The organism is Microvirga subterranea, assembly GCF_003350535.1.
Classification (GTDB): domain Bacteria; phylum Pseudomonadota; class Alphaproteobacteria; order Rhizobiales; family Beijerinckiaceae; genus Microvirga; species Microvirga subterranea.
Genome location: NZ_QQBB01000005.1, coordinates 214,730 through 232,871 on the forward strand (window position 1 = coordinate 214,730; position 18,142 = coordinate 232,871).

Sequence of the window (18,142 nt, forward strand, 5' to 3'; positions counted from 1 at the left end):
GCGCCGCGCCGTCTGAGTCAGACGCTCGCGCTCGCCGGCCTGTAGACGATCACGTCGCCGTCCTCGGACAGGCACGGAGGTCCGCTGCGACCCGACAGCGCCTGCACGCCGAGAATGGCCTCGACGAGCGCGAGGGCGACGGCGCTCGGCACGTCGCGGACCGTGCGCACCAGCTCCTTGACGGTCGAGAGGGGACGGCAGAGGACCGGGTGCAGCGTGAGGAAGATGCGCGTCGCCTCTTTGTCGCAGAGGCCCAGCGCCCTGAGCGCGAGGGCGAGAAGCTCGTAGCGTCCCGCCTGCAGGATGCGCCACTCCGCCGCGGCCGGAAAACCGAGCGCGCCGGTCAGCATCGCCTCGAACTGGCCCACGTCGCCGTGCCGTGCCGCCGCGAAGAACGCGGCGACGTCATGCTCGGTCAGCATGAAGGCCAAGCGCGCCCGCCGGTGGGGCAGGGCGGACTCGATCTTCGCCCGGATCCGCGCGCGGTGCTCGCGCGAGGCCGCGAGATACAGCGCTGCCTCGTCGGCGAGCGAAAGGTCGGTGCGCGAGAGCAGGATCGCTGCGAGCGGCGCCCGGTCCTGAGCCCGCCGCACGAGGTCCGCGAAGGCAGGCTCCGTCGGCACGAAGGCGGGATTGGCCGCAAGATGATCCTCGACGTCGGCCTCGCGCAGCGCGAGGAGGCGTTCGACGATGATGCGGTCCAGCGCGGAGCAGGAGGCGAGCCGAAGCCGTCCCTCCGGCGTTCCGAGACAGGTGTCGCTGCAGGAGACCGGCAGGCGCGCGGCGCTTTTCAGAACGATCTCGCGCGCTTCGGGCGAGTGTCGCGACAGGTGGTCGAGCACGGAATCCGGCGTGTCCTCGCAGGGCGCGAGGATGCGGGCGATCTCCGCAAGGGATGCGCGGTCGACCGCAGGCAGGAAGCCGAGCGCCAGAGTCTCGAAGGTCTCGATGATCTCGCGGTCGCGGGCAGGTGCGGCAACGAACATCTCCGCATTGACCTTCAGGAGCGACGCCCGCGCATCCCTGCCATTTGCTTCCGTATCGTCAATGCTCGACAGGTCCGGCCATCGATCCGGCTTCGCAGGGAACGCCATCTCAACCTCACGCAACGCAACTGCGTGAAAACCTTACTGACCTTACGTTAGCGCATCTTTAACCAGCCGGGAAATGAAGCGGATGTGATCGCCCGGGCGTGGAACATAAGCGCGGCCGTTCGTGTTGGTCTTGCATCAGGCGAGGGACATTCGTGAAGGCCCGCCCTCCCGGAAACGGACTGTTAACCATAGGGCTATTTGTTGAGGTCGGTTGAAGCAGATTTTGTCCCGCTGAAAGGAGGACGCCCATGCGTGAGGTTGCGACGAGACCACCCGGCGTGGTCATCAAGTTTCCCGATGCCGCCTCTCGACCCCTGCGTCCGCACCTGGCCGCCGACGAGAAGCGGGGCGAGATCCTTCTCTTCACCGGCGTGCGCTACGAGCATCCCGCTCCGACGCCCGGTCCCTCGAAGCCGTTCGCATCGGATGGTCCCGGCCGCCGTCGCCGCTTCTGATCCGTCACGACCCGGATCGACGCGCCCGCGCGATGCGGTCGCCTGCCTCCGCCAGATCGCGCGCCATCAGGACCGCATCTGACCCGTAGCTGAGAAGCTTCGTCGCAAGGCCCGGAACGGCCTTTGTCCGGAAGCCCAGCCTCTCCCAAAATGATTGAGACCCGTTGACCGCCACCAGGGACATGGTGGCGAAGCCGTTCGCTGTCGCGCCGGCGGCGAGCAGGTCGCCGATCCGCGCGGCATGACCGCGCCCACGGGCGGCGGGCAAAAGCGCCACGTCGTGAACGTAATAGGTGTTCGCGTCGGCCGGGATCGCACGAAGCCGCGTGTTGAGCGGCGGCGGCTCCGCGAAGCGCCAGGGATGGGTGATCGCGTAGCCGAGCACGCGTCCGTCCTCGACGAGCACATGGCAGCCGCCGGGATGGAGGCGCAGCCTCTCCTCGAAGATCTCCCGGTCCTCGGGATGGTCCACGTGGACCTCGTCCGCGACGGCCAGCACGTCGTCGAGGTCCTCCGACGTCATCGGACGCCAGGACATCACGGCTCCTCGTCGACGGTGCAGGAGACGGCCTTGGCGGCTTCCTCGGCCTGGGCGCGCAGGCTGGGCGTCGGGGCCGCGACGCGCACGATCACGAACCCGCGCCGCTCGGGCGCCACGACGCGCACGTCGCGCGAGGGATCGTTCTCGTCCTCCGCGGCACGGGCCTCGTCGAGCTGGCGTGCCGTCATGATGACGATTTCGAGATCGCCGCGCACGGCGGCGCGGTCGGTCACCGCGAAGAACACGCCGTCCGTCTTGGTGTGGAACGAGAACGACAGGAACGGCGCCCCGGTCTTCGCGGAGATCCGCGATGGGCCGTCCTCCAGATCGAACGCGCAGGCCGCGACCGCGACGGACGGGTCGGGCAGGGGGAGCCAGGTATTGCCGCCGCCGGGCGCGCTGATGATCTGGGCCTGCTCGGCGCTGAGCGTCGGCAGGATCTTCTCGAAGGCATCCTGCTGGGCGAAGTGCGGTGCGGCGAGGATGGCAGCGATGTGGACGCCCCCGGCCAGGACGAGGCCGACGAGAGTGGCGAGGAGGAAGCGGTTGCGCAACTTCATGAGCCGCATCCCACGCGTTCGATCACCGGGAAGTTTCCGGCCACGAGATTGGTGCCCGCGGCGCCGGGCATGTCGTAGAGCCGGAGAACGACCGAGAAGGGCCCGTTGGGCGGCAGCTGCAGCCAGTTTCCGGCGCTCAAGGTGCGGGCCAGGGTGATCGTGAAGGTGTCGTCCTGATTGCGGAGAATCTCCGACGAGGTGAAGCTCGCCCGGCCGAGATCGGATGCGGGCAGGCGTCCGTCCCCGTCGTAGAGCGTCAGGGTCCACAGCCGCGCGGGCGGCGTGACGGAACCGATCCGGTAGGTGCAGCCCGATTCGAGGCGGCGCCCCTCGTTGTCCGTCTTGGCGGTGAGCGACAGGCCCTCGCCGGTGGCGAGCGGGACCTGGCCGCGCTTGGCGACGATCGCCCGCATATACGGATCCGCATCCGCCGAGCCGAGCTTCGGCCAAGTCTCCCAGGGGCCGAGCCGCAGGCCGCCGAAGGGCGGGTCGCCCTTCAGGACCCAATAGGCCGAGCCCAGCCCGAGCCCCAGCGCGAGCAGGAAGGCATAGACGATCAGGAGGGCTGTCGGGTTGAAACGGAAGGACACGGCTGCCGGTCGGATGGAGGTGGCGCGCGCCGGGGCGCGCGCGGATGAGTCCGTCAATATCGCGTGGTGGTCCATGAGGCTAGGGCATCGCCACCCGACGGGCCGGGACGGGCGATCCGCCTGTGGATGCGGACTGCTGCGGCGTTTCCGGCGAGGTCGCCGGGGCCGCCGCGCGGTCGGCCGCCCGGAACAGGTTCCCGATCACGCCCAGCACCTCGTAGGACTGACGCGACAGGGTGCCGGCCAGGTAGGCCTGCTGCGAGGCCTGCTGCTCGGGCGACATGCCACCCTTCGAGGAGGCCACGCGGGAGGCGTCGGTATCGACGCCCAGCAGCGGACGGATCTCCAGGTTCTGGTGCGCCGCCGTCATGACCTCCTTCCAGGTCATGGCCGGAAGGGTGCCGCCGGTCATCTCGTTCATGGTGCTGTGGTCGTCGTTGCCGTACCACACGGCGGCCGCGAGGTTGCCCGTGTAGCCGACGAACCAGGCGTCGCGGTAGGCGTTGGTCGTGCCGGTCTTGCCGGCGGTCTTGATGCCATCGAGCGCCGCCCGCTTGCCGGTGCCTTCCTCGACCACCTTGTTGAGCATGAAGTTCATGTCCTGCACGACGCGGGTCTCCAGGACCTGCTTCGGCTGCACGTCGCGCTCGTGGCGGTAGATCACGTTGCCGGAGGAGTTGCGCACCTCCCAGGCCGCGTAGGGGTCGGCGCGCCGGCCGCCATTGGCGAAGACCGCGTAGGACGCCGCCATGTCAATGACGGTGACCTCGGCGGCGCCGATCGGCAGGGAGCTCGAATCCGTCAGCGGATGGGTGAGGCCCATGCGCTTGGCCGTATCGATGATGATCGCGCGGCCGGCCTTGGCGTTGCCCTTGCCGATCTCGAGGGACATCCGCACCGGGATCGAGTTGATGGACCGCGCGATGGCGGACACGAGCGGCATGGAGCCGGAGAACTTGCGGCCGTAGTTCTGCGGGCACCAGTTGCCGAGGCAGATCGGCGCATCGACCACGGTCGAGCTCGGCTTCAGCTTCGGGTTCACGGTAAGCGCCGCCGCATAGACGAAGGGCTTGAAGGACGAGCCCGGCTGGCGCAGGGCCCCGACGGCGCGGTTGAACTGGCTCTGGCCGTAATCGCGTCCGCCCACGATGGCGCGGACGGCCCCGTCCACGTCCATGACTACGAGGGCGCCCTGGCCGACCTTGTACTGGCGGCCGTGCTGCCGGAGCATGTTCTCAAGGGTCTGCTCCGAATGCTTCTGGAGAGACGTGTCGAGCGGCGTCTTCACGACCAGGACGCGCTCGTTGCCGAACTTCTTCTGGGCGGCGAGCTGCTTCACCTGGTCGAAGGCCCAGTCGAGGTAGAAGTCCGGCGTCGTCTCGCGCTCGCGGTTGACCGGGGTCGCCGGGTTGCGCCGGGCGGTCTGGATCTGGCCTTCCGTCAGGAAGCCCGCCTCGACCATGTTGCGCAGGACCTCGTTGGCGCGGGCGCGGGCGGCCGGCAGGTTGATGTGCGGGGCGTACTTGGTCGGGGCCTTGAACAGGCCGGCCAGCATGGCGGATTCCGCGAGGGTCAGGTCCTTGGCCGACTTGCCGAAATAGTAATCCGCCGCCGCCACGACGCCGTGGGCGCCGCCGCCCATATAGGCGCGGTCGAGATAGAGCTTGAGGATCTCGTCCTTGGTCAGGTGGAATTCGAGCCAGATCGCCAGGAACGCTTCCTTGATCTTGCGCTCGAGGGAGCGCTCGTTGGTGAGGAAGAGGTTCTTGGCGAGCTGCTGCGTGATCGAGGAGCCGCCCTGGACCACGCCGCCGCCCTGGGCGTTCACCACGAGCGCCCGGAAGGTGCCGATCGGGTCGATGCCCCAGTGGTCGTAAAAGCGCCGGTCCTCGGTCGAGAGCGCCGCCTTGACCATGTAGTCGGGGAAATCCTCAAGCTTGTAGGAATCGTCAAGGTGCAGGCCACGGCGGCCGACCTCCTGCCCGTAACGGTCGAGGAAGGTGACCGCGAGGTCCTGCGTCTTGAGCCAGTCGTCCTCGGTTTCGCGGAAGGCCGGGAGGGCCAGCGCCAGCATCACGACGGCGCCGGCGGCCCCGAGGGTCGTCGCCTCGCTCGTGAGGTCCAGGATCAGGCGGGGGACGCCGCGGAAGCGCAGGCACTTGGCCTTCTCGGAATAGGCTTCCCAGGCGGCGCCGAGCCCGCGCCCGCTCTGGAACAGGAACGAGTTCAGCCATGCGTCGAATGCCAGGGCCGCGCGCTTCAACCGTGTGGACAGAGGGGTGGGATTCTGGGAGCGCACGGTGGTCCTCGAGGCAGGTCAGGCAACCTGGTGCCTGTTATATGATCGTTGACTCTCGTCACGGCAACGCTTCCAGGTCGCCGCGATCTTCTATCAACAACTCACGAACAGGTTTATCGGTTCATACGGCTTCTACTCCTTCTGGAGAAATTGCCGCAGAGCCAATAAAGCCGCACCCCGCGACAGATTCTCCCTCAAACCGCCGCAAAGGAGGCGCCATGGCTCCCGCCATGACGAACGCACACACCCTCATCGCCGATCCGCAGGACGCCTCTACGGGGGAACGTCCCTTCTGGCTCACCAAGACCCTCGACGCCATGACGTCCGAGGAGTGGGAGAGCCTGTGCGACGGCTGCGGGCGCTGCTGCCTCGTCAAGCTCGAGGACGAGGATACGGGCGAGGTCGCCTACACGGATGTCGGCTGCACCCTCCTGGACGGCCAGACCTGCCGCTGCCGGGACTATCCCGACCGCCAGTCCAAGGTGCCGGATTGCGTGCGCCTGACCCCCGAGGCCGTCCGCACCCTGTCCTGGCTGCCCCAGACCTGCGCCTACCGGCTGCTCGCCGAGGGGCGGGATCTCTACTGGTGGCACCCGCTCGTTTCTGGAGACCCGGACAGCGTGCACGCGGCCGGGGTATCGGTGCGAGACCGGGTCGCGGGGCCCGAGGAGGACTTCACGGTTCGCGAATTGTTGAACCGGCTCGTGGACTGGCCCACCGAGGAGCCCGCTTGACGGGCTCTGCTTCCCCCGGAAAGCCTCCGGCGAGGCGACGATGACGCAGGGGTTCAGCCGTCTGGCCGAACCCCTTTTTCGTCGAGGCCGGGCCCCATGTTTCAACACCTGGGTCCCGAAAGCCGTTCAGGTGTTGAAACCTACCCCTCCGTCTCTCCCGGCTTCGCCTCGCCGGGGATCGGGGTCTCCTCGCCGAGGGTCTCCCGGACGTAGAGCTTCTTCACCAGCACGTAGGTGACGACCGCGAGCGGGAAGCCGAAGACCAGCCCGAAGGTGCCGAACAGGATGCTGCCGGCCACGATCGCGAAGAGGGCGAGTGCGGCCGGAATGCTCACGAGCTTGCGGGCCGCGAGCGGGAAGATCACGTTGCCTTCGATTTGCTGGATCGCGAAGACTGCCAGGATCGTCCAGGCCGCCGCGTTGCCTTCGACCGTGAAGGCGATGAGGACCGCAGGCACGGCTCCCAGGATCGGGCCGAGGAACGGGATGAAGTCCACGAGACCGGCGATGAGACCAAGGGCATAGGGGTAGGGCAGGCCGATCATCCAGAAGGCCAGGGTGGAGAGAACGCCCACGCAGGTCATGGCGATGAGCTGCGCCGTGAGCCAGAGCCTCAGGGCCTTGCCGGAGGCATGAAGGGAGCTTCGCACCCGGTGATGATGCCGTTCGGGGAAGAGCTTCACCGCGCCCTCGATATAGGTTCGAGGCGAGGTGGCGATGTAGAGACCGGCGACGACCACGAGGGCGAAGTCCCCGAGCCCTCCCAGGATGGTGCCGCCGATTCCCGCCAGGCGCCCGGCCAGCCCGCCCGCGGTCTGGGCGTCGATCATCTCGGTCAGGTCGTCGCTCACAGTCCCGAGCCCGAGGGATTGGCTGAAGTTGTCGACCGCCTGGGGCAGCCGTTGGATCACGTCCGACAGCTGGGTCCGGATCTGGGTGCCGAAGAGGACCAGGAGGCCCACGAAGATGCACAGGATGATGACGCTCGCCAGCGCGAGGCTCCAGCGCTCCGGCACGCGCAGGTAGCGCACCAGCGTCTCGGCCAGGGCGCGAAAGATGATGGCGACGAGGATCGCCCCGAAGGCCAGCAGCAGGACGCTGGAGAGCTTCCAGAGCAGCAGGGCGACGATGATGATCCCGAGCCCGATGAGGAATTTCCGGATGAACTCGACATCGCTGATCACGGTCGAGGAAGGGCGTCGTTCGTCGTTCATCTCTCACCGGTCGGTAGGTCTCTCGCTGGACAATGGAAACGGCGAAGCTCGGTTCCGACGAGGTGCTCCGGAAGAATCCTGCATTTCGTCGGTTGCAGAAGTATTCGTGCCCGAAGATATGCCGATTTGAGGGAACGCTTTCCAGATTCGGGCGGTTGTTCCGGCGAAGGAGGGTTGTCCCATGACGTCCGGTGTTATTTGTTTTTTGCTTGGAACTGTTTTCCCTTTGGCGATGGTAAGCTGGCTGCTCGTTCAGGGATGATGTTTTCTCGTTTTTATTGAGATTTTGCATGACCGGGCGGCCAAGCTGCCGCCCGGATTGTTTTTTTGTGCGTCGACCGGACTAAAAAAATCCCGCCCAGGTGACCCAGGCGGGATTTTTCGGAAGATGAGGTCTTTAGCGGACGACGTCCTGGCAGACCCGCTGGCCGTAGGCGTCCTCGACGCAGGTTCGCTGATGGACCGAGCCGGTCGTCACGGTGCTGTCCGGAACGACCACCACGCCGGCCGGGGCCTGCGTCTTAGCGTTCTGCTCGGCAAGGCCGCCGGCCACGCCGCCGACGCCGGCGCCGATGGCGGCGCCCACCGGTCCGCCCACGATGGCGCCGGTCACGGCGCCGGTGGCAACGCCGGCCGCAGTGCCTTCCTGAGCAGAGGCAAGATTAGGTATAATAAAAAGGGCCGCGGCGGAAGCCGCCATGATGATCTTACGCATTGGATTGTCCTTACGCTTAAGTTGTTCGGGAGTTGAACGCGCTCAAGCGAGGCCGGTTCCGGCGTAGTTTTCAGCTTTATTCGGGAATCGCTGCTGCACTCGGGGCGCGCCTGACCAGCTGTCTACGCAACGCCTGCGGGATCTCCAGCCCCGTGACACGCCAGGTGAAGCCGCTGAGTCGCATCGTGACCCGGAACTGCTTGTCCTTCTCGAGATCCGGCGGGAGGGGGATCGTCACGCTGCGGAAGCCTTGCCCCTCCGAGGTGATGAAGAGCCTCCAGGCCTGCGATAAGGAATCGAACCCGACCTTGAAGGGCTGCGCAGCTCCGTCGTTCGCACTAGTGCCTCGGGGGCGGCCCGACACGCCTTGCGGCCAGCCATCCTCGAGCAGATCGATCAGGGCCTCGGGCGTCACGAGCTTCTCGACAATGGGATTGACGATGAGAGCGCCCGCATTGGTGGCGGCGCGCCGGTCGAGCTCGCCGAATTCCTTCGCGGCCGGGGTCTGAAGGTAGGCGCCGGCAATCTGCTGCGAAAGGGAGGTCCTCAGGGCGCGAAAGTTCACCCGCTCCGTGACTCGCCCTACATCCTTGGCCTCCACGGCTTGCGACAGATCATAGAGCGCGATGAACGGCGATATTAGAAACGCCAGCCAGGCGATGAACAGCAGAACGGTGATGCGGAGCGTCCAGACCATGTGGTGTTCTTAGTCCTTCCAGGGGCCGACCGGAGCGGCAATCACCCCATATGGGGATCGATCTCCCTTTCACAGCGTCCGGCGCGATGTCGCAACAAAAAAGGGCGATCGTCGATCGCCCTTCTGGAGGTCGTGAAGGTCGCGATCAGCCGCGGGCGCGGGCGCGGATCATGAACGTATCGTAGGCGTACTCGGCCACTTGGAACCAGAGGTATTCCTCGTTGCGGAAGCCGCGGACGCTCTCATAGACCTTCTTGAAGTCGGGGTTCTTGGCCGAGACCTCGTCGTAGACCTCGTTGGCGGCCTTGTAGGCGGCCTCGAGGATCTCCTGCGAGAACGGACGCAGCTGCGTGCCGGCGCCGAGCAGGCGGCGCAGAGCCGCCGGGTTGCGGGCGTCGTACTTGGCCAGCATGTCCTGGTTGGCATAGCCGGCGGCCGCGGTCAGGATCGCCTGATAGGCCTTCGGCAGCTCCTTCCACTTCCCCTGGTTGATGAAGAGGTGGATGGAGGGACCGCCTTCCCAGAAGCCCGGGTAGTAGTAGTACGGAGCGACCTTCGAGAAGCCGAGCTTCTCGTCGTCGTAGGGGCCGACCCACTCGGCCGAGTCGATGGTGCCGCGCTCGAGCGCCGGGTAGATGTCGCCGCCCGGGATCTGCTGCGGCACGACGCCGAGCTTCGCCATGACCTGGCCGGCGAGGCCGGCGATGCGCATCTTGAGGCCCTTCAGGTCGTCGACGGTCTTGATCTCCTTGCGGAACCAGCCACCCATCTGCACGCCCGTGTTGCCCGCGGGCATGCCGTACATGTTGTGCTTGGCGTAGAACTCGTTCAGCAGGTCGTTGCCCGTGCCGTGATAGAGCCAGGCGTTCTGCTGGCGGGCATTGAGCCCGAAGGGCAGGGCGGTGCCGATGGCGAAGGTCGGGTCCTTGCCGAAGTAGTAGTAGGAGCAGGTATGGCCCATCTCGATGGTGCCGTTGCCGACCGCATCGGCCACCTGCGGCGTGCCGACGATCTCACCGGCCGCGAAGGGCTGGATCTGGAACTTGCCGTCGGTGGCTTCCGACACGAACTTGGAGATCACCTCGGCCGCGCCGTAGATGGTGTCGAGGGATTTCGGGAATCCGGATTGCAGGCGCCACTTCAGTTCGGGCATCGACTGGGCGATGGCCGGGGCGGCGACGGCCGTGGAGGCTGCGCCGATTGTGGCGGCCTGGAGAAATTGACGACGTTTCATTGAGCGGGTTCCTCCCTCTTATCGTGACTACGTAACATCATGACCGGTCACTTGTCCCTCTTATCGTGACTCTGTCACTCGGCGCTTATTGACACCAAATCTCCGCCCCCCTGCAAGGCGCTTTTCTCGCAGTATCGACCAATGGCTGAGATGCCTGAGGACATCTCGCGGGGAATTGCTCATCAAACCGGCACGTCGATGGTGCAGACGACCCCTGCCGTCTCGTAGGCGATCGCGACCTGCCCGTTGAGCTCCCGCGCCAGGCCGCCCTCGATGAGGCGGGAGCCGAAGCCCTTGCGGGTCGGCGGCGTGACCGGCGGACCGCCCGTCTCCTGCCAGCGCATCACCAGCCGGTTTCCGTCCGCCGTCGCGACCATTTCCCATGAGACCAGAACCCGCCCGCCGGGCTCCTTGAGGGCGCCGTACTTCAGGGCGTTGGTGCAGAGCTCGTGGAGGGCCATGGACAGGCTCAGCGCCATGGAGGGCGTCACGCGCAGGTCCGGACCCCGGACCTCGAACGCGTCGGCCTCGCCGGAGCGCTTGCGGTAGGCCGCGAAGGCCTCGTCGAGGATCGTCGCGAGGCTCGCGCCCTCCCAGTTCTCCCGGGTCAGCACGTCGTGGCCGCGGGCGAGGGCGAAGAGGCGCGCCTCGAAGGCCTCCCGGGCCCGGGAGGCAGCGTCGACGGAGGCGTCGACCCGGGAGAAGCTCTGGGCCGACAGGGACTGCACGATCGCCAGGGTGTTCTTGACCCGGTGGTTCAGCTCGTTGACGAGGAGCTTCAGGTGCTCCTCGGCCCGCTTGTGGTCGGTGATGTCGATCTGGATGCCGTCCCAGACCAGGCCGCCGCTGGGGAGTTCTCGCGGTGTCGCCACGAGGCGCTGCCAGCGGATCTCGCCGGTCTGTGCGTGGCGCAGGGCCACCTCGATGTCGAAGGGCTTCTTCTGGTGGAACGACTCCACCTGCTTCTCGAACATGCGCTGGCGATGCTCGGGCAGCAGCAGCTCGTAGAGCAGAAACGGATTGGCGAGGGCCGCCTCGGCCGGAATGCCGTTCAGCCGCTCGCAGCTCGCGGACAGGTAGATGAACTTGCGGGCGAAGAAATTGTCGCTCTCCAGCATCTGGTAGACCATGCCGACCGGCAGGTTGTCGGCGAGCGCGCTCAGCCGCGCCTGGGTCTCGCGCAGCTCCTCCTCGGCCCGGCGCCGCTCGGTCCAGTCGCGGAAGCTGACCGCGATGCCGCCGTCGTAGGGAAAGACGTGGAACTCCACGTAGCGGTCGGGAGAGCTGACCGCCTTGGCCTCGAACGAGGCGGCCTCGCCGGTGAGGAAGACCTGCTCGTAGCGGGCGCGAAGCTCCGTTCCTTCCGACCAGGGAAACAGGTCCCAGATCACCCGGCCCAGCATCTCTTCGCGGGGAATGCCGTAGAAGGTTTCGGCCGCCCGGTTGATGTAGGTGAAGCGCCAGTCCCGGTCGAGCGCGTAGAAGGCGTCGCCGATGCCCTCGAGGACGACCGCGAGCCTGGAATCGGCATTCCCGACAGCGGAGGGGTGAGGCATCTGCGGCGGGGTGGCGCTTGCCGCAAGGGAAGTAGGCGCCGTCAGGTCGCCGAGGAAGCGGTCGGGAAGAGTCAGGTCGGTAGGTGCAGTGCGCGCGACGTCCATCGAATGAAACTTAGTCACAAAATTGCCGTTGCGCAATGTGCGGGGATGCCGAAGCGTTACGCCTATAGGATAACGTTCGATCCCCTTGCCGGGCGCGAAGGCGACCCTAAGGGAGAGCCGCCTCGGCGGCTCTCCTGGCCCGCGATGGCGCCGGCTCTGCCTAGTAGATCAGGAAGTCGTTGTTGGTCAGCGCAAGGCCCGCCGAGAGCTTGGCGAACAGCACCTGCTGGGCGCTGCCGCTGCCGTCGCGGTCGTAGTAGAGCGCTCCGGTCGCCTGATCGTAGATGATGCGGTCCGTGGCATCCGCGGCGGACGTTCCGATGTGGAACGCATCGGCCGACAGGGTGCCGGCCGGGCCTGCCTGCGTGAAGATGCTTGCCCTGAGCCAGACCGTGTCGTCGGCGACGACGAAGTCCCTGACCCGGTCCGCGTTGGTGCCTGTGTTCGCAGCCGTCAGGCTTGCATTGAATACGAAGGCGTCGGCGCCTGCATCGCCGAAGAGGGTGTCGCGGCCGGAACCGCCGACGACCGTATCGTCCCCTGCGCCGCCGCGAACGATGTCGTTGCCGGAGCTTCCCGACACGTAATCGTTGCCCTCGTCGCCATAGACGAGGTCCCGGCCGGCACCGCCAGAGACGATGTCGTCGTCGAGGCCGCCGGCCACGAAGTCGTTGCCGCTCTGCCCGTTGATGGTGTCCCTTCCAGCCTCGCCAACGAAGAAGTCGTTGCCGCTGCCGCCGTAGAGGCTGTCATTGCCCTCGTTTCCGGCCGCGTAGTCGTTTCCGGTGTTGCCGAAGATCTGGTCGTCGCCGAAATTGCCGATCAGCTGATCGTCGCCCGCATCGCCGAAGATGACATCGTTGCCGTCGCCGCCCGCTACGAAATCGAACCCGTTCCCGCCGAAGAGGCGGTCGTTCCCCTGATCGCCGTGAATTCTGTCGAAGTTGTCGCCGCCACGGATGAGGTCGTCTCCGAGGCGTCCGATGATGATGTCCTCGCCGCCCAATCCACGGATGATGTCGTTGTTGTCCGTGCCAATGAGATCGTTGTTGCCGTTGTTGCCGTTGATGGTGGCCATCGTTTCATCCCTGTCGTTCGGGCATAGCCGATGCCGCGGCGCGGGCCGCACCGGTCGGAAGGAGGGCAAGCTATGCCGGAGTTTCTGTCATTGCTGGCGGCTTTCATGCTCAGATAAGCTTGGCCGATAGCATCAAATCTCGTAGGAATGCTGACAAATACTGTGTTACGTCGGCGTATTTTTAGATTTCTGTCGCGTTTATACGAGGCAGGACATAGTAATTTTCAGGCTTGGACTTGGTTCCGCATCTGATGAGGTACGCTCGATGCCTTATCCCGAACGGGATAGGAGCGGCATGACGATCGGCCGGGCCCTCGTGGTGCGGGCCGACGCAATGCGGAACGCCCGACAGGACGAGAATTCGGGAGAAACGTGCCTCCCGCTGAACGACGAGCCCGGAGCAATGATCGTTGGGGACATCGGACGTGCGGAAGGGGTAATCCTTTGAAAGAAATTGCTGAATCACCCCTCGACGAGGCATAGTTAACGCCTTGCCCTATCGAGGTAGAGCTATGAACGAGCTTTCGATAGTAATCCTCTTTGTTGGCGTGTTTGTTGCTTCCTTGGTGGTATTTCTCGGCGCGGTCGATTTCCTCTACCCGATCACGGATGGGGGCACGAAAGGGTTCTCGCTCGGCCGCGATGCCAAGCGGCGACCGTAATCCGGCATCTCGGGCCTGCGTGAGTCGTTGGAGGCGCGTCGTGATCCTCTACGCGAACAGCTGGTAGAGAACGAGGCTGCCGAGGCCGAGGCCCGACAGGAAGAGCGGGTACCATTTGGGGCATCCCACGTGCTCGTCTTCCCATTCCATGCTCATCCCTCCGAACGACGGTCCATCGTGGCTTCCATCAAAGCCTCGATGAACCTCGTCGAAAAGGTGCGCGCTGGTGAAATGTCGGGCGTTCGCGCTCAAAGGGCGGGCAGCCGTGCTGCTCCGCCCCGGATCATGCCCGACTTCCGCCGTTCCGGGACCCGTCAGTCGCAGTAGGTGGAGGTGTGGGTCCGGCTGCCGCCCCACGGATCCGTCACCCGGTGCTGGGTCGTGTAGCAGTCGCGGCGGCCGCTGAAGCGTGGGTCGCCATAGGCCGGATAGGCGTAAGTCGGCGGGTTGTAGCGGGGCGCCGCCGCGGAGCCCGCGATCGCGCCGATCGCCAAGCCGCCGATGACGCCGGCCGCCAGCGCCGCATCCGCGTTGGACCGGTTGCGGTAGGCGTAGCCCGGGCCCGGAACGTACTTCCACGTGCCGGTGCGCTGGCCCGCCGCGGCCGGAGCGGCCCCAAGCGACAGGCCTCCGCACAGCGTGAGCGCCACGGCCGCCGAGGCGGCCGCCTTCTTCAGAGAAATGGTCATTGTCTGCCCCCAATTGGTCTTGCTTGCGCAACCTACCGTAAGGTTAGGAAATTAAGGAAGCGTGCTTCCGCGAAGCTGGACCCGGTCGATGTGAACGGCGCCATGGGGTCAAAGACTTCCAGCATGACCGTGACGTCCGGCGAACTGTCCGGGGTGAAGTCCGCGGGCCGCCCATTGTCGTTCTGGGCCCCGACATCGGCGAAGCTGAGGGCGGCCAGCGGAACGATCCCTCGGGAGAACTGTCTCGTGGTGCAGTAGGACAGGACCAGATTCATCGCGGCCTCCGTCGAAAGGCAGCGTCAAGCTAACGCAAGGTTAACTTTCCTGGATGTGCTCGACCGCACGGGAACCGCGTCCCGGGCGCGACCTGCCGCGCGATGACACTTGACTCCATTATATTGGATAAGCATTCTAATTTAATGGACAGGTCCACCGACATCAACGCGCACCTCGCGGAACGCCTTCGCGGACTCCGGGCCGAGCGCGGCCTTACGCTCGACGGGTTGGCGGACCGGACCGGCGTGAGCCGTTCCATGATCTCGCTGATCGAGCGGGGCGAAAGCAGCCCGACGGCGGCCGTACTCGATAAGCTCGCAGGCGGCCTCGGGGTCACGCTCGCGTCCCTCTTCGCGGAAACGCCCCGGGAGAACGCATCGCCCCTGGCGCGCCGGGCCGAGCAGCGGGTCTGGCGCGACCCGGCGACCGGCTATGTGCGCCGAAACCTGTCGTCGCCCGGCTATCCGTCGCCCATCGAACTCGTCGAGGTGAGCCTTCCGGCCGGCGCCCGCGTCGCCTACGATACCGGGCCGAGAACGGTCGGGGTGAAGCAGCAGGTCTGGCTCATCGACGGTGCAATCGATCTCACCGTGGGCCCCGATACCCGCCGGCTCGAATCGGGTGACTGCCTGTCCATGCACATCGACCAGCTCATCGTCTTCCACAACCCGGCCGACCGGCCGGCGCATTACCTGGTGGCGCTCGCCACCGATCCTGCGGTCGGCCTTCAACGCGAGAGAACGTCTCCATGATCGATCACGTGACCATTCGGGCCCTGTCGCCACAGGAGGCGAGGGAGCAGGTCGGCGCGCTCTCCGCCGTGCTGATCGACTGCGTCGAAGGCGGCGCTTCGGTGAGCTTCATGGCGCCGCTCACGCGGGAGCGTGCGGACGCGTTCTGGTCCGGCGTCGCGGACGGCGTCGCGGCCGGCGAGCGCATCGTGATCGTCGCGCGGGACGCGGCGAGCGGACGGATCGTCGGAACCGTGCAGGTGGTGCTCAGGCAGCCCGAGAACCAGCCGCACCGGGCCGACATCGCCAAGATGCTCGTCTGCCGCGAGGCGCGCCGGCGCGGCGTCGGGGCGATGCTGATGCGGGCGGCCGAGGACGCGGCGCGGGACGCCGGCAAGAGCGTGCTCGTGCTCGACACGGTGACGGGCAGCGATGCAGAGCGCCTGTACGAGCGCGTCGGCTGGGAGCGCGTCGGCGTCATCCCGAACTACGCGCTCTGGCCGGAGGGCGGCTTCTGCGACACGACGGTGTTCTACAAGCAGATCGCGGCCGCGTGACGGACGAAGGTCGATCGGGTCGCGTTATCGCTCGCTGATCGACTCCGTCGCGCAGACGAGCGCGAACAGCGCGATCACGCCTATGATCTCCGCGAGGTTCACCAGGAAAGTGGAAGAATCGCCGCTGACATAGGCGAGCGCGCCCATCACGAGCGCAACGAACGCAGCCCCGGTGATCATGGGCCTCCTCCCGGCAGATTGTCCTGTGCGGCCCGTTAACAGCCGAGGTTGAGGAAAGTTCCGGTCCCGACACGAAAAATTCGCATCGCGGAGGCCCTGTGGTGCCGGGCGCGCGGCGCTATCTCACGCGTCTGAATCTTAGCGAGCGTCTCATCCCATGCGACCCGTGATCCGACACATCGTCGACGAGCTTCCGGCGCCGGACAATTCCGTGCTCGCCGAGGCGCGCCGGGCTGAGGCGACGCGGGAGAACCACGGGCGGTTCATCGAGCGCATCGCGGCCCTGCATGCGGTCGAGCAGCGGGCGCCGGCGCGGCCGATCCCCTGGCCCGGGCGTCTGCGGATCGCGGCCTTCAACGCCGAGCGGCTGAAATACTGCGCCGGGACCCGCGCGCTCCTCGACCGGGTCGGAGCCCATGTGGCGCTGCTCAGCGAGGTGGATGTGGGCATGGCCCGCTCCGGCAACGTCCACACCGTTCGCCGACTGACAGGGGACACGGGCGAGGGCTATCTCTACGGCGTCGAGTTCGTCGAGCTCGATCTCGGCGGCGTGAGCGAGATGCGCCTTCATGCAGGCGAGCGCAACGCATGCAGCTTCCACGGCAACGCCGTCGTGACCGGCCTCGCGCTCGCGGAGCCGTGCCTCATCCCTCTCGAGGAGAGCGGCTTCTGGTTCCCGGGCCGCAAGGGCGTGCAGCGGCGCATCGGCGGCCGCATGGCGCTGGCGGCGCGGATCGCGGATGCGCCGCGCCCGCTCTGGGTGGTGAGCACCCATCTCGAAAGCAAGACGGACGAGGCCGACCGGCACCTGCAGGTCCAGGCGCTGCTGCGGGCCCTCGACGGTTTCGCGCCGCACGACGCCTGCATCGTCGGCGGCGACTTCAACACCAAGGCCCTGCCGCGCGACGCCGGCGAGCGCGACCGGATGCTCGCCGAGCCCGCGCGGTACGAGCCGCTCTTCGCGGATCTGGAAAAGGCGGGCTTCGCCTGGGTCGACGCCAACGCCCCGCGCCCGACCCAGCGGACCGGACCGGCGAACAAGCCCCGGCCGCCTTTCGGCAAGCTCGACTGGCTGGTGTTCCGGGGGCTGGAGGCGGAGGCCCCGAAGGTGGTTCCCGCCCTCGACGGAAACGGCAGGCCGATCTCGGACCACGAGATGGTGGTGGTCGATGTCAGCCTGTGACCCCCACGATAAAACGTTCCTGAAATGATGTTGTAAAGTCACCTATCCGGTCGTATAGGTGATGAAGAAACGTTGCTTCAAGTAATAACGTCAATATATAGCTATATAAACATATAGGTTATTTTGTTTGAGCTTGGAGACACTGTGGCAGGTTGCCGATTTATTGCCAAAACGTTCTAATTATGATCATCAAAAACTGTAACAATATTTAAGCTTGAGCAGGGAGACTGGAACTTTCCGGGAACGCGGCTTGGCCATAGGCTCGGAGCCGCAGCCGCGTCGAGGCGTACGAAGTCGGTCGCACCGGATCGCTCATGCCGATGCTGAATCAGGGGCGGCCGACGGGCGACACCGTCAGCCGATGACCGCGCTTGTCTTGCGGTTGCCGCATGCTCACTATGATTCGCGTTGCTCGAGCGAGGAAGGCGATGCGGACATCACTCTACGACCTCAGCGTGCCGACCTTCCTGCAAACCGTCAGATCCATCGGGGGCTTTCTCGACCGTGCGGCCGCCCATTGTTCGAACACCGGTGTCGATCCCGACGATTTCGTCAACGCCCGCCTCTTCGACGACATGGCGCCCTTTCATTTTCAGATCGAAGCCGCATGGCATCATTCCGTGTGGGGGGTCGAGGCTCTCAGGACCGGCGCGTTCACCCCTCCGGCCCTGGTCGGACCTGTTCCGTTCGCCGACCTGCAGGCGATGATCGGCAAGGCCGAAACGGCGCTGGAGGCCTTCGTCCCCGACGAGATCGACGGCTGCGCGGGCAAGCACCTCGACCTCCAGATCGGCCCGCGGCGGCTCGCATTCACGCCCGAGACCTTCATTCTCTCCTTCTCCCTGCCGAACTTCCATTTCCACGCTGTCACCGCATACAACATCCTGCGCTCGCGCGGCGTGCCGCTCGGCAAACGGGATTACGAGGGCCGGCTGCGCACCAGCTCATTCTGAGCCGCCATTCGGTCTCGGCGAAACGACCGTCATCGCGCG

21 protein-coding genes are annotated in these 18,142 nt (G+C 66.1%); 7 read left to right on the forward strand and 14 right to left on the reverse strand.

Translation table 11 applies throughout. The annotated features are described in order from the left end of the window. Positions 1-17 precede the first annotated feature (17 nt). Positions 18-1,094, reverse strand: a complete 1,077-nt coding sequence (locus tag DES45_RS14285) for a hypothetical protein (RefSeq protein ID WP_114770694.1) — start codon at positions 1,092-1,094, stop codon at positions 18-20. Positions 1,095-1,342: 248 nt separating this feature from the next. Here DES45_RS14285 and DES45_RS14290 point away from each other — a divergent pair, with 248 nt between their 5' ends. Beyond that, the gene (locus tag DES45_RS14290) at positions 1,343-1,549 is read left to right on the forward strand and encodes a hypothetical protein (RefSeq protein ID WP_114770695.1); all 207 of its coding nucleotides are present in this window, start codon (positions 1,343-1,345) and stop codon (positions 1,547-1,549) included. Positions 1,550-1,553: 4 nt separating this feature from the next. On the opposite strand, the gene DES45_RS14295 is transcribed toward DES45_RS14290, so the two are convergent. From DES45_RS14295 to DES45_RS14310, 4 genes are all read right to left on the reverse strand, one after another. Then, positions 1,554-2,087, reverse strand: a complete 534-nt coding sequence (locus tag DES45_RS14295) for a GNAT family N-acetyltransferase (RefSeq protein WP_114770696.1) — start codon at positions 2,085-2,087, stop codon at positions 1,554-1,556. Beyond that, positions 2,087-2,650 carry a DUF1254 domain-containing protein gene (locus DES45_RS14300; protein WP_114770911.1) on the reverse strand — a complete coding sequence of 188 codons (564 nt, stop codon included), beginning with the start codon at positions 2,648-2,650 and terminating at the stop codon, positions 2,087-2,089. Before DES45_RS14300 ends, DES45_RS14295 begins: the two co-directional genes overlap by 1 nt. Next, the gene (locus tag DES45_RS14305; protein WP_210210219.1) at positions 2,647-3,240 is read right to left on the reverse strand and encodes a DUF1214 domain-containing protein; all 594 of its coding nucleotides are present in this window, start codon (positions 3,238-3,240) and stop codon (positions 2,647-2,649) included. Before DES45_RS14305 ends, DES45_RS14300 begins: the two co-directional genes overlap by 4 nt. A gap of 79 nt (positions 3,241-3,319) precedes the next feature. Further along, positions 3,320-5,539, reverse strand: a complete 2,220-nt coding sequence (locus tag DES45_RS14310) for a transglycosylase domain-containing protein (RefSeq protein ID WP_114770698.1) — start codon at positions 5,537-5,539, stop codon at positions 3,320-3,322. A 230-nt stretch (positions 5,540-5,769) separates the two neighbouring features. Between DES45_RS14310 and DES45_RS14315 the strand changes: the two genes are divergently transcribed. After that, entirely contained in the window at positions 5,770-6,273 is a 504-nt protein-coding gene (locus DES45_RS14315; RefSeq protein ID WP_114770912.1) for a YcgN family cysteine cluster protein, read from the forward strand. Between the two features lie 140 nt (positions 6,274-6,413). On the opposite strand, the gene DES45_RS14320 is transcribed toward DES45_RS14315, so the two are convergent. The 6 genes from DES45_RS14320 to DES45_RS14345 form a co-directional block, all read right to left on the reverse strand. Further along, positions 6,414-7,487, reverse strand: a complete 1,074-nt coding sequence (locus tag DES45_RS14320; protein WP_114770699.1) for an AI-2E family transporter — start codon at positions 7,485-7,487, stop codon at positions 6,414-6,416. A gap of 397 nt (positions 7,488-7,884) precedes the next feature. Further along, positions 7,885-8,202 (reverse strand): YMGG-like glycine zipper-containing protein, encoded by a 318-nt coding sequence (locus DES45_RS14325; RefSeq protein WP_210210220.1) that lies wholly within the window; start codon positions 8,200-8,202, stop codon positions 7,885-7,887. Positions 8,203-8,278: 76 nt separating this feature from the next. After that, positions 8,279-8,899, reverse strand: coding sequence for a DUF2939 domain-containing protein (locus DES45_RS14330; RefSeq protein WP_114770700.1), 621 nt, complete (start codon positions 8,897-8,899; stop codon positions 8,279-8,281). Positions 8,900-9,044: 145 nt separating this feature from the next. Further along, complete coding sequence (locus DES45_RS14335; RefSeq protein ID WP_114770701.1) at positions 9,045-10,133, reverse strand: TRAP transporter substrate-binding protein; 1,089 nt, start codon at positions 10,131-10,133, stop codon at positions 9,045-9,047. Positions 10,134-10,315: 182 nt separating this feature from the next. Then, a complete protein-coding gene (locus tag DES45_RS14340) occupies positions 10,316-11,794 on the reverse strand; it encodes a sensor histidine kinase (protein WP_114770702.1) in 1,479 nt (492 codons plus the stop codon). Between the two features lie 160 nt (positions 11,795-11,954). Further along, positions 11,955-12,872, reverse strand: a complete 918-nt coding sequence (locus DES45_RS14345) for a calcium-binding protein (RefSeq protein ID WP_114770703.1) — start codon at positions 12,870-12,872, stop codon at positions 11,955-11,957. 512 nt (positions 12,873-13,384) lie between these two features. Here DES45_RS14345 and DES45_RS25170 point away from each other — a divergent pair. Then, entirely contained in the window at positions 13,385-13,534 is a 150-nt protein-coding gene (locus DES45_RS25170; protein WP_170151503.1) for a hypothetical protein, read from the forward strand. Between the two features lie 314 nt (positions 13,535-13,848). Here the strand turns inward: DES45_RS25170 and DES45_RS14350 are convergent, their stop codons facing one another. Next, positions 13,849-14,223: a hypothetical protein gene (locus DES45_RS14350; RefSeq protein ID WP_173949874.1), complete on the reverse strand. Its 375-nt coding sequence runs from the start codon at positions 14,221-14,223 to the stop codon at positions 13,849-13,851. Between the two features lie 32 nt (positions 14,224-14,255). Then, positions 14,256-14,498, reverse strand: coding sequence for a hypothetical protein (locus DES45_RS14355; protein WP_114770704.1), 243 nt, complete (start codon positions 14,496-14,498; stop codon positions 14,256-14,258). Positions 14,499-14,642: 144 nt separating this feature from the next. Between DES45_RS14355 and DES45_RS14360 the strand changes: the two genes are divergently transcribed. Further along, complete coding sequence (locus tag DES45_RS14360) at positions 14,643-15,251, forward strand: helix-turn-helix domain-containing protein (RefSeq protein ID WP_114770705.1); 609 nt, start codon at positions 14,643-14,645, stop codon at positions 15,249-15,251. Continuing rightward, positions 15,248-15,787: a GNAT family N-acetyltransferase gene (locus DES45_RS14365; RefSeq protein WP_114770706.1), complete on the forward strand. Its 540-nt coding sequence runs from the start codon at positions 15,248-15,250 to the stop codon at positions 15,785-15,787. The genes DES45_RS14360 and DES45_RS14365 overlap by 4 nt, the downstream gene beginning before the upstream one ends. A gap of 24 nt (positions 15,788-15,811) precedes the next feature. Here DES45_RS14365 and DES45_RS25175 read toward each other — a convergent pair whose 3' ends face one another. After that, positions 15,812-15,967 (reverse strand): hypothetical protein, encoded by a 156-nt coding sequence (locus DES45_RS25175; RefSeq protein WP_170151504.1) that lies wholly within the window; start codon positions 15,965-15,967, stop codon positions 15,812-15,814. A gap of 157 nt (positions 15,968-16,124) precedes the next feature. Here DES45_RS25175 and DES45_RS14370 point away from each other — a divergent pair, with 157 nt between their 5' ends. Then, positions 16,125-17,150 carry an endonuclease/exonuclease/phosphatase family protein gene (locus DES45_RS14370; protein ID WP_114770707.1) on the forward strand — a complete coding sequence of 342 codons (1,026 nt, stop codon included), beginning with the start codon at positions 16,125-16,127 and terminating at the stop codon, positions 17,148-17,150. 428 nt (positions 17,151-17,578) lie between these two features. Next, positions 17,579-18,103 carry a DUF1993 domain-containing protein gene (locus DES45_RS14375; RefSeq protein ID WP_114770708.1) on the forward strand — a complete coding sequence of 175 codons (525 nt, stop codon included), beginning with the start codon at positions 17,579-17,581 and terminating at the stop codon, positions 18,101-18,103. The last annotated feature ends 39 nt before the right edge of the window (positions 18,104-18,142 follow it).

Bases quoted from the DNA above. Each gene is read 5' to 3' on its own strand.
- DES45_RS14285 (WP_114770694.1), bottom strand. From the start codon at position 1,094: ATGGCGTTCCCTGCGAAGCCGGATCGATGGCCGGACCTGTCGAGCATT.
- DES45_RS14290 (WP_114770695.1), top strand. From the start codon at position 1,343: ATGCGTGAGGTTGCGACGAGACCACCCGGCGTGGTCATCAAGTTTCCC.
- DES45_RS14295 (WP_114770696.1), bottom strand. From the start codon at position 2,087: ATGTCCTGGCGTCCGATGACGTCGGAGGACCTCGACGACGTGCTGGCC.
- DES45_RS14300 (WP_114770911.1), bottom strand. From the start codon at position 2,650: ATGAAGTTGCGCAACCGCTTCCTCCTCGCCACTCTCGTCGGCCTCGTC.
- DES45_RS14315 (WP_114770912.1), top strand. From the start codon at position 5,770: ATGACGAACGCACACACCCTCATCGCCGATCCGCAGGACGCCTCTACG.
- DES45_RS14320 (WP_114770699.1), bottom strand. From the start codon at position 7,487: ATGAACGACGAACGACGCCCTTCCTCGACCGTGATCAGCGATGTCGAG.
- DES45_RS14325 (WP_210210220.1), bottom strand. From the start codon at position 8,202: ATGCGTAAGATCATCATGGCGGCTTCCGCCGCGGCCCTTTTTATTATA.
- DES45_RS14330 (WP_114770700.1), bottom strand. From the start codon at position 8,899: ATGGTCTGGACGCTCCGCATCACCGTTCTGCTGTTCATCGCCTGGCTG.
- DES45_RS14335 (WP_114770701.1), bottom strand. From the start codon at position 10,133: ATGAAACGTCGTCAATTTCTCCAGGCCGCCACAATCGGCGCAGCCTCC.
- DES45_RS14340 (WP_114770702.1), bottom strand. From the start codon at position 11,794: ATGGACGTCGCGCGCACTGCACCTACCGACCTGACTCTTCCCGACCGC.
- DES45_RS14345 (WP_114770703.1), bottom strand. From the start codon at position 12,872: ATGGCCACCATCAACGGCAACAACGGCAACAACGATCTCATTGGCACG.
- DES45_RS25170 (WP_170151503.1), top strand. From the start codon at position 13,385: ATGAACGAGCTTTCGATAGTAATCCTCTTTGTTGGCGTGTTTGTTGCT.
- DES45_RS14350 (WP_173949874.1), bottom strand. From the start codon at position 14,223: ATGACCATTTCTCTGAAGAAGGCGGCCGCCTCGGCGGCCGTGGCGCTC.
- DES45_RS14355 (WP_114770704.1), bottom strand. From the start codon at position 14,498: ATGAATCTGGTCCTGTCCTACTGCACCACGAGACAGTTCTCCCGAGGG.
- DES45_RS14360 (WP_114770705.1), top strand. From the start codon at position 14,643: ATGGACAGGTCCACCGACATCAACGCGCACCTCGCGGAACGCCTTCGC.
- DES45_RS14365 (WP_114770706.1), top strand. From the start codon at position 15,248: ATGATCGATCACGTGACCATTCGGGCCCTGTCGCCACAGGAGGCGAGG.
- DES45_RS25175 (WP_170151504.1), bottom strand. From the start codon at position 15,967: ATGATCACCGGGGCTGCGTTCGTTGCGCTCGTGATGGGCGCGCTCGCC.
- DES45_RS14370 (WP_114770707.1), top strand. From the start codon at position 16,125: ATGCGACCCGTGATCCGACACATCGTCGACGAGCTTCCGGCGCCGGAC.
- DES45_RS14375 (WP_114770708.1), top strand. From the start codon at position 17,579: ATGCGGACATCACTCTACGACCTCAGCGTGCCGACCTTCCTGCAAACC.